Below are 12,954 nucleotides of genomic sequence, written 5' to 3'. Positions count from 1 at the left end.
GGCACTCAGCCCCGCAGCACTCGGGCCCGCAGCACTCGCCTCAGCGGCACTCAGCCCCGCAGCACCCGGGCCCGCAGGTAGTTGCGCCGCCCGAAGTGCGGCTCGTCCACCGCCGTCAGCCGCTCCACCTGGAACCGGTACAGCGCCGCCGCCCCGGCGCCGGTCAGGAACTGGTGCCGCACCTCGGGGTCCTGGGCGAACGCGGGGTAGCGCCGCTGGTACGCCGCCATCGCCGCCTCCGCCTGCCGCCCCCACGCCTCACCCGCACTGCCGGTCAGCTGGACGCCGCGCAGCTGCTCGCCGAAGACCGGCGGGGGCAGGAAGACGGTGGCCGCGGCTCTGACCTCCTCGCCCAGGTTCCGGCTGTGCCGGGTGGAGCGCTCGCTGACGAAGTACAGCACCATGTCCTCGTCGTGGGCGAAGAAGGCGAGGTTGGCATGCGGGCCGTACTCGGGGCCCGCGGTAGCGAGGGTGAGCACCATGCTCTCGGCCAGGATCCCCTCGACCCCTTTGGCGAACTCCTCGGCGGGCCAGTCGCCCTGGGTGATTTCGAGCTGGTATGCCATCGGACATCCCCCTCCACCGGGCCGTTCACCACCCGCCTGCGCGAGCGCGGGAACGACTGAGCCGGGCGAGGATTCTCCCTCGCCCGGCTCACCATGCTCTCCCTGCGCGACAGCGCGCACAAGGGGCGTACAGGGGGTCGATCAGCGCCCCCACCGCTGCGGTCAGCGGCCCTGCCACTCCATCACCGGGACCGGCCCGGCACCCAGGACGGGAGCCAGCGGACCACTGCGCAGCCGGTCCACCAGCGGCGCCAGGCGACCCGCCAGCAGCGCGAGCGGAATGCCGATCACGACACCGACCAGCGCGCCCACCGCCACGTCGTGCGGGTAGTGCACGCCGACCCAGACCCGCGAGGCGGCCATCAGGGCGGCGAAGACCATGGCCACCCAGCCGAGCCTGCGGTAGGCGAAGACGAGCGCGGTGGCGGCGGCGAAGGCGATCACCGAGTGGTTGCTCGGGAAGGACCAGTCACCGGCGGCCGGGCAGACCTCGAGGGTGACGCTGGTGGGCATCTGCTGACAGGGGCGGTTCTCCTCGACCATGCTCTTCAGGCCGGAGTTCACCACGTACGCGCCGATCACGACCAGCGGCGAGGCCAGCACCCTGGCCATCACCACGGAGTTGTCGGCACGCGCCTTCCACCAGCCGTAGAGCATGAAGACCGCGAACAGCCCGAGGCCGATGCTCGACCAGACCTTGACCAGCTGGTCGAACCAGTTCGGCGCGGAGTGCGCCCAGCCGATCACCTGGGTGTACAGGCTCCCGTCGATACCGCTGCCGTCGTAGGCGAGAAGGGACGGACTCACTGGGCAGCACCACCGGATCGTCGAGCACGCAGGATTTCAAGGACAACAGGGATCACAGAGACAACTACTACCAGAGCGATGATCGGAAGGAGATAACCGTCGATACCGCTCACGGTCGAACCGAGCCCGTACCCGGCCAGCACCACACCGACCGTCCAGAGCGCGCCGCCCAGCATCTGCCAGCGGACGAAGACCCCGGCGGGGACGTCGAGCATCCCGCAGAGCGGGTTGAGCACGGTGCGCACCACGGGGATGAAACGGGCCAGCACGATCGCCTTGCCGTGGCCGTACTGGGCGAGCAGCTGCTCGGCCCGTTCGGTGCCGCGCGCGAGGCTCTTGTTACTGCTGCGGGCGAGCAGGGCGCGTCCGCCCCGGCGACCGATGACATAGCCGACCTGGGCACCGATCAGCGCCCCGGCGAGGGCGGCCGGGATCACCTGGACGAGGTGCAGCTGCGGGCCCTTGGTGACGCCGGGCACGCAGAGCAGTCCGGCAGTGAAGAGCAGCGAGTCGCCGGGCAGGAAGAAGCCGACCAGCAGACCGGTCTCGGCGAACAGGATGACGGCGATGCCGAGGGCACCGAAGGCGGCGAGCAGCGACGATGCGTCGAGCACGTTCACCGCGAGATGGGCGGACGACTGGAGCAAAGCGGGCGGACCTCCCGTACGTTGGGATGCGGCCCCACGGGGGGACGCTCGACTGTCTACAATGACGTAGACGGTCGACAGGACTGTAGACGAAAACCGGGAGGGAATGCGACATGACCGACGGGTCACAGCCGCACGGCGGGCAGTCGCGTCGCAGTGCCGGAGAGCTGGAGGCCCAGGTGCTCGCCGCACTCTGGGCCGCAGGCCGGCCGCTGACTCCGCAGGACGTCCAGATCTCGCTGGGCGACGGGCTGGCCAGGACCACCATCGCCACCATCCTGGGCAGACTCCACGACAAGGGCACCGTCGAACGCACCAAGGCCGGACGGGCCTTCGCCTACACCCCCACCGTCGAGGACCAGGCCGGACTCGCCGCCCGCCGGATGCGCAGCGAGCTCGACCGCGGCGACCGCACCACCGTCCTCGCCCGGTTCGTCTCCGACCTCTCCGCCGAGGACGAGCGCCTGCTGCGCGAACTGCTCGGGGAGACCTCGTGATGCTCGCCGTCTGGGTGCCCCTGCTGCTGCCCTTCCTCGCCGTCCCGCTCGCCCGCCGGCTCGCCGAAGCCCTCAGCCCGCGCCCGGCCTCCTGGGTGCTGGCCGGCACCGCCGTCACCCTCGCCACGACCGCGGGTGTCTCGCTCGGCCTGCTCGCCTTCACCGGCCTGCTGCGCCTGCCGACCGTCGCCGCCCTCGGCCACCTCGCACCGCACCGGCTGGCGGGCGGCCCCGCGTACCCGGCGGTCGTGGCCGCACTGCTGCTGACGGCCGCCGCCGCGCTGCTGCTGCGCACCGGGCACCGCCAGCTCGCCGACCTGCGCCGCGCCCGCAGCACCGCGGACACCGGCCACCCGGGGCCGCTCACCGTCCTGGACGACGACCGCGCCGACGCCTTCGCCCTGCCGGGACCGCTCGCCCGCCCCACCGACCCCGGCCGCATCGTGGTCACCACCGGAATGCTCCGCGCGCTCACCGGCCCCGAACGCGCCGCGCTGCTCGCCCACGAACAGGCCCACCTCAACGCCCGCCACCACCTCTTCCTCGCCGCCACCGAGTACGCCGGCGTGCTGCACCCGGCCCTGCGGCAGCTGCGCGCACCGCTCGGCTACCAGCTCGAACGGTGGGCCGACGAAGCCGCCGCCGAGGCCACCGGCGACCGCCACCTCACCGCGCGCGCGGTCGGGCGTGCCGCGCTCGCCGCCTCGGGGGCTCCCCGGCCCCACCGGCCCAGGCTCGCGCCCGCGGCCCACTCGGGACCTGTCCCCCGCCGAGTCGCCGCCCTGCTCACCCCGCCCCATCCGCGGCACCGCACCACGGGCCGGACCGCCGCCGCCCTCGCCCTCACCGCCTGCCTCGCCCTCACCACCACGGCCGCCCTCGAAGCCACCGCGGACCTCCACGACAACGTCGAAGCCGCGCAGTTCCGCTGAGCGGCGGGGCACCAGGCCCTGTCCTTTTTGGGAGGTGCGGGCCTCTGCATGGTCGGCCCCAACTCGCAGGGGTTCGGGCGGTGCGGTGTCGGGGGTGGCAGACTCTGCGGGTCGCCGGTCTTCGGACAAGGGAGCTCGTCAGTATGGCCGTCCAGCCGATCACCGTTCTCGGCGAGTGCGTCGCCGATGCCTTCGTTCTCCCCGAAGGGGCCGAGCGGGCTGTGACCGGGGAGTTGGCGTTGCGGGTGCATGCGGGCGGTGGCCCCGCCAACACCGCGGTCGGTCTGGCCAGGCTCGGCACCCCGGCCCGCTTCGTCGGCCGGCTCTCCGAGGACACCTTCGGCCGGCTCTTCCGCTCCCGCCTGACCGCCTCCGGCGTGGACCTCTCGCTCAGCGTGACCGCCGGCGAGCCCAGCACCCTCGCCGTCGCCGAGGTCGGCCCGGACGGCAGGGCCTCGTTCTCGTTCCATGCCGAGGGCACCGCCGACTGGCAGTGGCGGCCCGAGGAGCTCGCGGCGGTACCGCTGACCGGCACCGCCTGTGTGCACACGGGTTCGCTCGCCCTGATCCGCGAGCCGGGCGGCCGGGTGGTCGAGGACTTCCTCGATCGCGCCCGCGACCGGGCAACCGTCTCGATCGACCCCAACGTCCGTCCGCTGCTGGTCGATCCGGCCCGTTACCGCGAGCGGCTGGCCCGCTGGTGCGCGGCCGCCGACCTGCTCCGGCTCTCCGCCGACGACCTCGACCTGCTGCTGCCCGGGCTCGCACCGGAGGACGCCTGCGACCGGTGGCACCGGGCCGGGGTCCGGCTGGTGGTGGTCACTCTCGGCGAGCAGGGCGCACTGGCCTCACTGGACGGCGCGCGGATCACCGTTCCCGCCGAACCGGTCCAGGTCGCCGACACCGTCGGAGCCGGCGACGCCTTCACCGCCGGGCTGCTGCACCACCTGGGCAGCCATGGGCTGCTCGGCGGCCGCCTCGACCGGCTCACCCTCCGGGACACCGCCGCCGCCTGCGCGTACGCGGCCCGGGTCGCCGCCCTCACCTGCGCCGTCCCGGGACCCAACCCGCCCTGGGCCGCCCAGCTGACAGAGTGATTCCCATCCGCCGAACCGTTTCCTCACCGAATCCTCACGACTGATACCGCGCGGTACGAAAATTTCTGCAACTCCGTCGCCCCGGGAGCTCGCAGCCGTAACCTGTGTGCGGGCATCCCGGGGGGACACGGGCGGCGCGGATGGCGACTCGACGGGGGAGAGCGTGGTGCTGAACAGCCAAGGCGCGGCCCGCCCGGGCAGGCTCTCGCCCGCCGAGACGGCCAGAGCGCACGAGCTCACCCTCTCCGGCGAGACCCCGCCGGAACCGCCCCGACCCGAGATCGGCGACTCCTGGGAACGGCTGCGCCGCCTCGGTCTCGACCCCGAACTCGGCCGCAACGCCCACCGGATCAGCGCCGCCGAGGTCGAGCACCGCCGCCGCGCGTCCCGCCTCACCGACATCCTCCCGGTGCTGCGCTCCACCCTGCTCACCCCGACCACCGGCACCCCGCTGCTGCTCGCCGTCGCCGACGCCGACGGCCATGTGCTCTGGCAGGAGGGCGCCCGCCATCTGCGCCGCAACGCCGACGGCATCGGCTTCGACAACGGCGCCCGCTGGGCCGAGGACGAGGTCGGCACCAACGGCATCGGCATGGCCCTGCGGGTGCGCCGCCCGATGCAGGTCCACTCCACCGAGCACTACCTGCGCAGCCACCACGCCTGGACCTGCGTCGCCGCCCCCGTCCACGACCCGCGCACCGGGCGGCTCACCGGCGTGGTCGATCTCAGCGGCCCCGCCCGGAGCATGGCGCCCTACCTGCTCCAACTCGCCGCCACCGCCGCCCGGCTCGCCGAGGCCGAACTGCGGGCCCGTCAGCTGGAGGCCCTGCACCAGCTGCGCACCGTCGCAGCTCCCCTGCTCGCCCGGGTGACCGAACCCGCCATGGTGGTTGACGGCGACGGCTGGACGGCGGCCACCCTCGGCCTGCCTCCCATCACCAGGCTGCGTCTGCCCGCCGAGGGCTGGGGCTCCTCCGAAATCCACTGGCTGCCCACGCTCGGCGAATGCTCCGTCGAACCCATGGCCGACGGCTGGCTGATCCGCCCGCTCAGCAGCTCGGCCGGGGCGATCGCCGAGCAGACCGAACGCGCCACCCTCCGGCTGGACCTGAGCCAGCCGAACCAGCCCCAGCTGCAGGTCACCGGAGCGGCCGGCAGCTGGTCCCACGCCCTCAGCCCGCGCCACGCCGAACTCCTGCTGCTGCTGGCCGTCCACCGCGAGGGGCTCAGCGCCGCCCGGCTCGCCGACGCCCTTTTCGCCGACCGGGCGCGCACCGTCACGGTACGCGCCGAGATCTCCCGCCTGCGCCGGTATCTGGGCGGGCTGCTGGACCACCGGCCCTACCGGATCACCCACTCCGCCGCCGTCTCGGTGACCGGCCCCGCCGACCCCTACGATCTGCTGCCCACCTCCTCGGCCCCCGCCGTGAGGGAGTTGCGGGCCCGGCTGCTCGCCGGAACGTACCGCCTGCCGGGCGGGACCTAGCAACACCCGGCCGTCGCAGGCAGGTTCAGAAGCCGACCAGTTCCGCCAGCTGCTCGTCGGTCGGTCCCGCCGCCGCCTCCGCGGCCTCCGAGACACAGTCGTACGTGCGGTCCAGCCAGGCCTTCACCGTGGGCCTGGAGACTTCCAGCAGGGCACTGCCGTGCGGGGAGTCCAGGGCGAGATGGAGCGTCGAGCCGTGACAGGGGCAGTACGCGGGCCAGAGCTTCACATCGCCCTGGCCGCTCAGCCCCTGAAGCCCGTCGCGCAGCAACTGACGTGAGAAGACCCAGTCCGCCTCGTCCGCCCGGCCCAGGTGGAAGGTGAGCAACACCTCGTACGGCCGCTCGGGGTCGTATCGGAATCGTGTGCGCACCTCCCCCACCAGGTCCTGTTCCAGCGCGATCCGCAGCACCATGACCTCCTCCACCGGCGCCGGGGCGGCGGTGAGTCTGCCCGCCTCGTCGCCCGTGGGGGTGGCGGCGAGCGGCGGGTTGGCGGAGGCTGACAGCGGGTCGCGCGGCATGACGATCTCTCCGAGGCGGCTGGGGTTCAGGCCAGCGTGCTGCACGGTGCCGCGGCGGGCAAGAGTTGCAAGAGGTTGCATCCGACCGTTGAGCGGTCGGGCTCCTGATCCAGACGAGCACACGTCAGACGCTTCGTCAATTATCGGACACTTCACCGCACTCCATGTCATCGACCTGTTCCATCCCAGGACTGGCGGAGCAGCCGTACCCCGCTGATACCCTCGTGATCCTGCCCGGATGCGGCGGGGGAGAGGACACGGCGCAGGGACCAGGGAGGGGGTCGGGCCATGGGTACGAAGCTTCACGACAAGCCGCGAGGGTCGCAGGGGCCGCAAAGGCTCGGCGAGGACGCGGCGCCGCACGCGGGCGTGCCGCGCGAACACCGCGAACACCTCGGCCTGACTCGCGCGAGTGCCTGGCCCGCGAGCTCCGGGCGCTCCGGACGGCACGGTCGCCCCAAGCCGTTCGGCGGCCGTTTCCGGCTGCCCAGTCTGCGGTTCTCCGGTGCGGCTATGGCGATGTCCACCGTGCTGGGGATCAGCGTCGCCACCACCTGGCTGGTCAGCGAGCAGCAGAGCATCGGCCGGCGTCCCGGGGTGTCCAACGTCGGTGCCAGCCCTCCGCTTCCGAGCACCGACGGCAGCGACCAGCCCACCGGCCCGGCGCCGAGCGGCTCCACCGCGACTCCGTCGACCGACACCCGGGCGCTAGGCGCTCCCGAGTCGCGGACCCGGCCGACGGTGGCGCCGTCCACGCCCACCCCGTCGGCCGCCCGGCCGTCGACGGCACCCTCCGCACCGGCGCCCGCGCAGTCGTCCGCGCCCGCCGTCGCGCCCAGCGCCCCGACGCCGTCCGCATCCCGCACCGCCGAGCCGAGCGGCAGCCCGACCGGCAGCCCGAGCCCGACCGGCAGCCCCAGCAGCAGCCCGATCGCCAAGGCCGGTCCGCGACCGGTCGATGCACTGTCCGGCCAGGGCAGCTACGACCAGGTCGGCCCCTCGGGCACCCGGCACACCCTGACGCTGGCCGTCCACGAGGACGTCGCGGCGCTCCAGGTCGAACTCCGCCTGGCCCGGCCCGAGGCACTGCCCGGCACCAGCCCCTGGAGCAACGTCCCCGGCGCGGTGGTGACGGTCACCCAGGACCGCAGCACCCTGGTCTACCGCTTCACCGCCCCCGCCGGCCTGGACCTCACCCCGGGCCACTACACCTTCGGCGTCCGGGGCTCCCGCCCCACCGACACCCAGGACCGCCCGCCCCAGGAGACCTGGACAGCCTCGGCCTTCGCCCTGGACGACCCTCGCGCCCTCGCCACCCGGGGCACCTTCACCTGACCGAAACTCGCGCAAGCAGTTCCCCGCACCCCTGGGCATACAGCCGCTCCCGGCCTCCCCGGCGAAGGCCGCCCCGGAGGCCGGGAGCAGGGCTCAGCGCACGCGCACCCGCACCGCCCGCCGCAGATCGTCCACCTGGTCCGCCAGCACCCGCCGCAGCCCGGGTGTCAACTCCTCGCCCGCAAGGCAGCGTTCCGCCACCTGTACGGTCTGCGGCTCCGAGCGGCCCGCGGGGAAGAGGGCCCCGCCGAGCACCCGGGCCACCATGTCGCCGCGTCGGCCCGCAGCGGGCAGTTCGGCGAAGTACCGCTGGATGTACTCCTGTTGGAGCCGCTCGGAGCCGGACTGCCAGAAGCCCTGCGCGGTCGCCACCAACAGGTAGTTGGAGAGGGCACCCTCGGTGAAGAGCTGCTGCCAGGCCGCGGCCTTCGCCTCCGGCGAGGGCAGGGCGGACCGCGCCTGGGCGGCGCCCTCGTGGGCGCTGCTGCTCGGGTCGGCGGCCAGTTCGGCGGCGATCCGCCGCTCGTCGAGCAGGCCCTCGGCGGCCAGCCGGACCAGCGCCGACCAGCGCAGTTCGGTGCTGAGGGGACCGCTCGGGCCGCCGTCGGCCAGCCATGCCTCCAGCTCGGCGAGTTGCTCCGGGGTGGCGGCGTTGTCGATCGCGCCGCGCAGGGCGGCCAGCCGCAGGCCGTCCCCGGCGTCGGGGCGGGCCGACAGCCGACGGCAGACCTCGCCGAGGCGGGCGCCGGCGGCCGGGCGCTCCTCGGGGGCGAGGTAGGCCGCGATCAGCTTGGTGCGGGCGAAGGTGAGGACGGCCTCGACCACTGCGTCCACCGGTTCACCGGGCAGTTGGGCCTCGACGAGGTCCAGGTAGCGGGCGGGCGGGAGTTCGGCGTCGCGGACCAGGTCGCGGGCGTTCTCCCAGAGCACGGCGCGCGCGAGCGGGTCCTCCAGCCGGGAGAGCGACTGGCCGACGGTCCGCCAGGAGTCCTCGTCCAGACGGATCCTGGCCCAGGTGAGGTCACCGTGGTTGGGCAGCAGCAGGGCGGCGCGCGGTGCCCCGACCAGCTTGGGCAGCGGGGTGGGACGTCCCGGCTCGACCTCCACCTCGAAGCGTTCCCGCAGCACCGGAACCCCGCCCTCCCGGGAGCCCTCGCCGCCGTCCCGGAGCTCGTAGACGCCGATGCCGACCCGGTGCGGACGCGTCCCGTCCGGCACCAGCTCGGCGGAGACCACCTGCTCCCCCTGGTACCCGACGGACAGCCGCAGGGTGTCCACCCCGCTGGTGCGCAGCCAGCGTTCGGCCCAGCCGTGGACGTCCCTGCCGCTCACCTCGGCCAGGGCGTCCAGGAACTCGGCGAGTTCGGCGTTGCCGAAGCGGTGCCGGGCGAAGTGCTCGTTGATGCCCGCGAAGAAGGACTCGTCGCCGAGCCAGGCGACCAGCTGCCGCAGCGCGGAGGCGCCCTTCGCATAGGCGATTCCGTCGAAGTTGACCATCGCCTCGGCGAGGCTCTCGACACCGGTGGCCGCGATGGGGTGGGTGGTGGCGCGCTGGTCGGCGTCGTAGCCCCAGCCCTTGCGCTTGACGCCGAAGCTGGTCCAGCTGCCGGTGAACGGAGTGGACTCGGCGGCGATGCGGTAGCCGAGGTACTCGGCGAAGGACTCGTTCAGCCACAGATCGTCCCACCAGCGCATGGTGACCAGGTCGCCGAACCACATATGGGCCATCTCGTGGGCGATCACCACGGCCCGGAACCCGCGTTCGGCCTCGGTCGGGGCGGAGTGGAAGAGCAGCTCCTCCCGGAAGGTCACACAGCCGGGGTTCTCCATCGCGCCCCAGTTGAACTCCGGTACGAACGCCTGGTCGTAGCCGCCGAACGGGTAGCGCTCGTCGAAGAGTTGGTGCAGCCGGTCGAAGGAGGCGCGGGTGACCTCGAAGATCTCCTCGGCCTCCCGGTCCAGGTCGGCGGCGAGCGAGCGGCGGGAGTGCAGGCCGAGCGGGATGCCGTCGTGCTCGGCGTAGCGGGAGTGCAGCGGGCCGGCGACGACGGTGAACAGGTAGGTGCTGACCGGCGGGGTGGGCGCGAACTCCCAACGCGACTCCCCCGCCGGTTCACCGGCGCGCTCGCCGGTCAGCTCCCCGGTCCGCTCGCCGGAGCCGTTGCCGAGCACCGTCCAGTCGGCCGGCGCGGTGACGGTCAGCTCGAACGTGGCCTTGAGGTCCGGCTGGTCGAAGCAGGCGAAGACTCGCGGCGCGCTGTCCGGGCCGCAGGCGGCGTACACGTAGACCGCGCCGTCGGCCGGGTCGGTGAAGCGGTGCAGACCCTCGCCGGTGCGCGAGTAGCGCATCTCGGCCTCGATCAGCAGCTCGTTCTCGGCCGCCAGACCGGTCAGCGCAAGGCGGTTCCCGTCGAGTTCGGCGGGGTCGAGTTCGCGGCCGTTGAGGACCACCCGGTGCAGGGCGGCGGGCCGAAGGTCGAGAAAGGTGGCGGCGCCGGGCTCGGTACAGCCGAAACGGATCACCGTGCTGCTGCCGAACACCTCCCCGCCGCGGGTGAGGTCCAGATCAATCCGGTAGCCGCGGACCTGGACGAGTCGGGCACGGATCCGCGCCTCGGTACGTTGAAGAGCTGGCATCCCTGCATGCTCGCCCTCACGGGCGGCGGTGGGCAAGACCTCTCCCCGCACCGGGGCCGGTTACCGGCCGGGTTCCGAAGGACCGCCAGGTCACGGGCGGTCGGCCGGGGTCGTCTGGCTACTGTGGGGTGCCTGCGCACAAGCCACAACCCCCCATCCCAGGAGGAGAACCGTGCCGACGGACCTGACCCAGGGCGGCAATGCGCCGCTCACCGCCACCCGGGTGACGGTCGAGGTGTCGGCCCCGAAAGCGCTGGACGTCTCGGGGCTTCTGCTGACGGCTGCCGGAAAGGTCCGCTCGGACGCGGACTTCGTCTTCTTCAACGCCCCCGACGGGCCCGGTGTCAGCCACCGCCCGGCTGCCGCAGGCGCACCGGACGCGATCACGGTGGACACCGGTGCGCTGCCGTCCGACATCGACAAGGTCGTGGTCACGGCCAGCCTGGACGACACGGGCGCGACCTTCGCGGGGACGGAACCGACCGCGACCGTACGGGACGCGGCCAGCGGCAAGGTGCTGGTCACCTTCACCCCGCCCCGGCTGACCCGGGAGACGGCGCTGGTGGTGGTCGAGGTGTACCGGCGCGGCGGCAGCTGGAAGGTCCGCGCGGTCGGCCAGGGCTACTCGAACGGCCTGGCGGGCATCGCCACCGACTTCGGCGTCTCGGTCGAGGACCCGCGCTCGGCCCCGGCTCCCGCCGCGGAGGCACCGCCGAAGCCGGTGGTCCCCCCGGCCGCGCCGGGCGCGCTGACCAAGGTCACCCTGGACAAGGGCCGGGTGAGCCTGGTCAAGGGCGGCTCGGTGTCACTGGAGAAGAACGGCAAGCCCTTCCTCTCCTCCGTCCGGATGGGCCTCGGCTGGGAGTCCGCCGGGCGCGGCCGCAATGTCGACCTGGACGCCTCCTGTCTGGCCTTCGACGCCCAGCGCAACAAGATCGAGACCGCCTGGTTCATGAAGCTGAGCGTCTTCAACGGCGCCATCGCGCACTCCGGCGACAATCTCACCGGCGACGGCGAGGGCGACGACGAGTCGATCACCGTCCACCTGGACGGACTGCCGCCGGAGATCTGCGGCCTGGTCTTCGTGGTCAACTCCTTCTCGGGCCAGAAGTTCACCGAGGTGAAGAACGCCTACTGCCGTCTGCTGGACGCCTCTTCGGGCCAGGAGCTGGTCCGCTTCGACCTCACCCGGTCCGAGCCGCACACCGGTGTGGTGATGTGCAAGCTGATCCGCCAGTTCTCCGGCGAGTGGGTGATGACCGCGATCGGCGAGTACGTCGACGCCAAGACCGCCCGCGCCATGGCGAAGCCGGCCGCAGCGATGCTCTGACTCCGTCCGGGCTCGGCACCCCGCCGATCGCCGGGGCGGGCCGGGCGGCTGTCAGCCCAGCGCGGCCATCCTCACCCGTTCGCGCCAGCCGATCCCGACGCCGCTTCCGTCCTCCTGGGCGGGGGCGGCGGCTGCGGCCTCCCGGCGGCAACTCCCGCACAGCCGCTCCCCGCTGACGGGACGGAAGGCCCGATCACAGCCCTCGCATCCCGCCAGCGGGACAGCGTGCACGGCCTCGGGCATCTTGTCCCGCAGACGGCAGCGCACCAACGCGGCCGGGCACTTCACCTGCTGCGGCAGCCCGGCGGTCAGCGCGTGCAGCATGCCCGCCGAACTCACTCCCCTGGCCAGCCACTCGGCGGCCAGCGGCACCAACCGCCGGACCTCGGCGACCCCCAGGACGAGCCTCGGGTCGGTGCGCCGCAGCGACAGCAGGACGCGCTCGGCCTCTGCGGCCTCCACGGAGTCGGTCTCACCGACTTCCCGATCCGGCGGCTCGACCGGGAGCGGGACCGGGAGCGGGACTGGGACCGGGTGGGGGGAAGTCTTCCCCTCCCGCAGTGTTTCTCCCGTTGGGAGGGCTGTGCCGGACCCCCGCGCTGCGGCCTCACCGGGGCTTCGTCCTCCGGCGTCCGGGCCGCCGCGCCCGAAGTGTTCGGCGAACAGCCGCTCCGCCTCGGCCTCGCTGAGCGGCACGCTGGAGACCAGCGACTCCGTCCGCACCTGCCCGGTGGCGTTGCGCCACCTCGTGCAGTGCAGCAGCCCGGCCCTTGAGAGTTGGCGGCGAGCGCGGTCCACCGTGATCCGACCGCCGGACAGTCCGGCCGCCAGCTCGGTGACCGTGGTCGTACGAGCCTGCGAGGGCGGCAGCGCCAGCGACCGCACCAGCAGCCGGAAGGCCGAGTCCGACAGATTCTCGTCCCACACATGCGCGTTGGAGATCTGCGTGTAGTCGCGCGAAGGCGCGATAGCATGCCTGAGCATCCTTCAGTGGTCCTTGTCCACTCGGCGGGTGAAGAGCCCGGCCCGGTGCGCTAACACCAGGCCGGGCTTGCCCCATTTCTGCCAGGGGCGACCCGTTCCGGCGGCCACGGTAC

Annotated in this window: 12 protein-coding genes; 6 read left to right on the top strand and 6 right to left on the bottom strand. The window is 73.2% G+C overall.

Translation table 11 applies throughout. The annotated features are described in order from the left end of the window. Nucleotides 1-50: 50 nt before the first annotated feature. The 3 genes from P3T39_RS14850 to P3T39_RS14840 all read right to left on the bottom strand — a co-directional run bounded on the left by P3T39_RS14850 (nt 51) and on the right by P3T39_RS14840 (nt 1,993). Nucleotides 51-566, bottom strand: a complete 516-nt coding sequence (locus P3T39_RS14850) for a pyridoxamine 5'-phosphate oxidase family protein (RefSeq protein ID WP_280698029.1) — start codon at nt 564-566, stop codon at nt 51-53. 162 nt (nt 567-728) lie between these two features. Further along, nucleotides 729-1,373: a phosphatase PAP2 family protein gene (locus P3T39_RS14845; protein WP_280698028.1), complete on the bottom strand. Its 645-nt coding sequence runs from the start codon at nt 1,371-1,373 to the stop codon at nt 729-731. Then, nucleotides 1,370-1,993 (bottom strand): DedA family protein, encoded by a 624-nt coding sequence (locus P3T39_RS14840; protein ID WP_280698027.1) that lies wholly within the window; start codon nt 1,991-1,993, stop codon nt 1,370-1,372. Before P3T39_RS14840 ends, P3T39_RS14845 begins: the two co-directional genes overlap by 4 nt. Before the next feature lie 140 nt (nt 1,994-2,133). On the opposite strand from P3T39_RS14840, the gene P3T39_RS14835 reads away from it, so the two are divergent. From P3T39_RS14835 to P3T39_RS14820, 4 genes are all read left to right on the top strand, one after another. Further along, nucleotides 2,134-2,517, top strand: a complete 384-nt coding sequence (locus tag P3T39_RS14835; protein WP_280698026.1) for a BlaI/MecI/CopY family transcriptional regulator — start codon at nt 2,134-2,136, stop codon at nt 2,515-2,517. Then, entirely contained in the window at nt 2,517-3,449 is a 933-nt protein-coding gene (locus P3T39_RS14830; RefSeq protein WP_280698025.1) for a M56 family metallopeptidase, read from the top strand. Before P3T39_RS14835 ends, P3T39_RS14830 begins: the two co-directional genes overlap by 1 nt. A gap of 143 nt (nt 3,450-3,592) precedes the next feature. Beyond that, the gene (locus tag P3T39_RS14825; RefSeq protein ID WP_280698024.1) at nt 3,593-4,546 is read left to right on the top strand and encodes a carbohydrate kinase; all 954 of its coding nucleotides are present in this window, start codon (nt 3,593-3,595) and stop codon (nt 4,544-4,546) included. Between the two features lie 166 nt (nt 4,547-4,712). Then, nucleotides 4,713-6,032 (top strand): helix-turn-helix domain-containing protein, encoded by a 1,320-nt coding sequence (locus P3T39_RS14820; RefSeq protein WP_280698023.1) that lies wholly within the window; start codon nt 4,713-4,715, stop codon nt 6,030-6,032. Nucleotides 6,033-6,057: 25 nt separating this feature from the next. Here the strand turns inward: P3T39_RS14820 and P3T39_RS14815 are convergent, their stop codons facing one another. Next, the gene (locus tag P3T39_RS14815; RefSeq protein WP_280698022.1) at nt 6,058-6,555 is read right to left on the bottom strand and encodes an SsgA family sporulation/cell division regulator; all 498 of its coding nucleotides are present in this window, start codon (nt 6,553-6,555) and stop codon (nt 6,058-6,060) included. Nucleotides 6,556-6,843: 288 nt separating this feature from the next. Here P3T39_RS14815 and P3T39_RS14810 point away from each other — a divergent pair, with 288 nt between their 5' ends. Further along, the gene (locus P3T39_RS14810; protein WP_280698021.1) at nt 6,844-7,890 is read left to right on the top strand and encodes a hypothetical protein; all 1,047 of its coding nucleotides are present in this window, start codon (nt 6,844-6,846) and stop codon (nt 7,888-7,890) included. A 93-nt stretch (nt 7,891-7,983) separates the two neighbouring features. Here the strand turns inward: P3T39_RS14810 and pepN are convergent, their stop codons facing one another. Next, nucleotides 7,984-10,527, bottom strand: a complete 2,544-nt coding sequence (pepN, locus tag P3T39_RS14805) for an aminopeptidase N (RefSeq protein WP_280698020.1) — start codon at nt 10,525-10,527, stop codon at nt 7,984-7,986. 184 nt (nt 10,528-10,711) lie between these two features. On the opposite strand from pepN, the gene P3T39_RS14800 reads away from it, so the two are divergent. After that, nucleotides 10,712-11,857, top strand: a complete 1,146-nt coding sequence (locus tag P3T39_RS14800) for a TerD family protein (RefSeq protein ID WP_280698110.1) — start codon at nt 10,712-10,714, stop codon at nt 11,855-11,857. 51 nt (nt 11,858-11,908) lie between these two features. Here the strand turns inward: P3T39_RS14800 and P3T39_RS14795 are convergent, their stop codons facing one another. Next, entirely contained in the window at nt 11,909-12,841 is a 933-nt protein-coding gene (locus P3T39_RS14795) for a hypothetical protein (protein ID WP_280698019.1), read from the bottom strand. Nucleotides 12,842-12,954 lie beyond the last annotated feature (113 nt).

The sequence above is a fragment of the Kitasatospora sp. GP82 genome (genome assembly GCF_029892105.1).
Taxonomy (GTDB): Bacteria; Actinomycetota; Actinomycetes; order Streptomycetales; family Streptomycetaceae; genus Kitasatospora.
The sequence above is the reverse complement of the archived record's forward strand: the minus strand, read 5'-3'. Positions and strand labels throughout refer to the sequence as shown.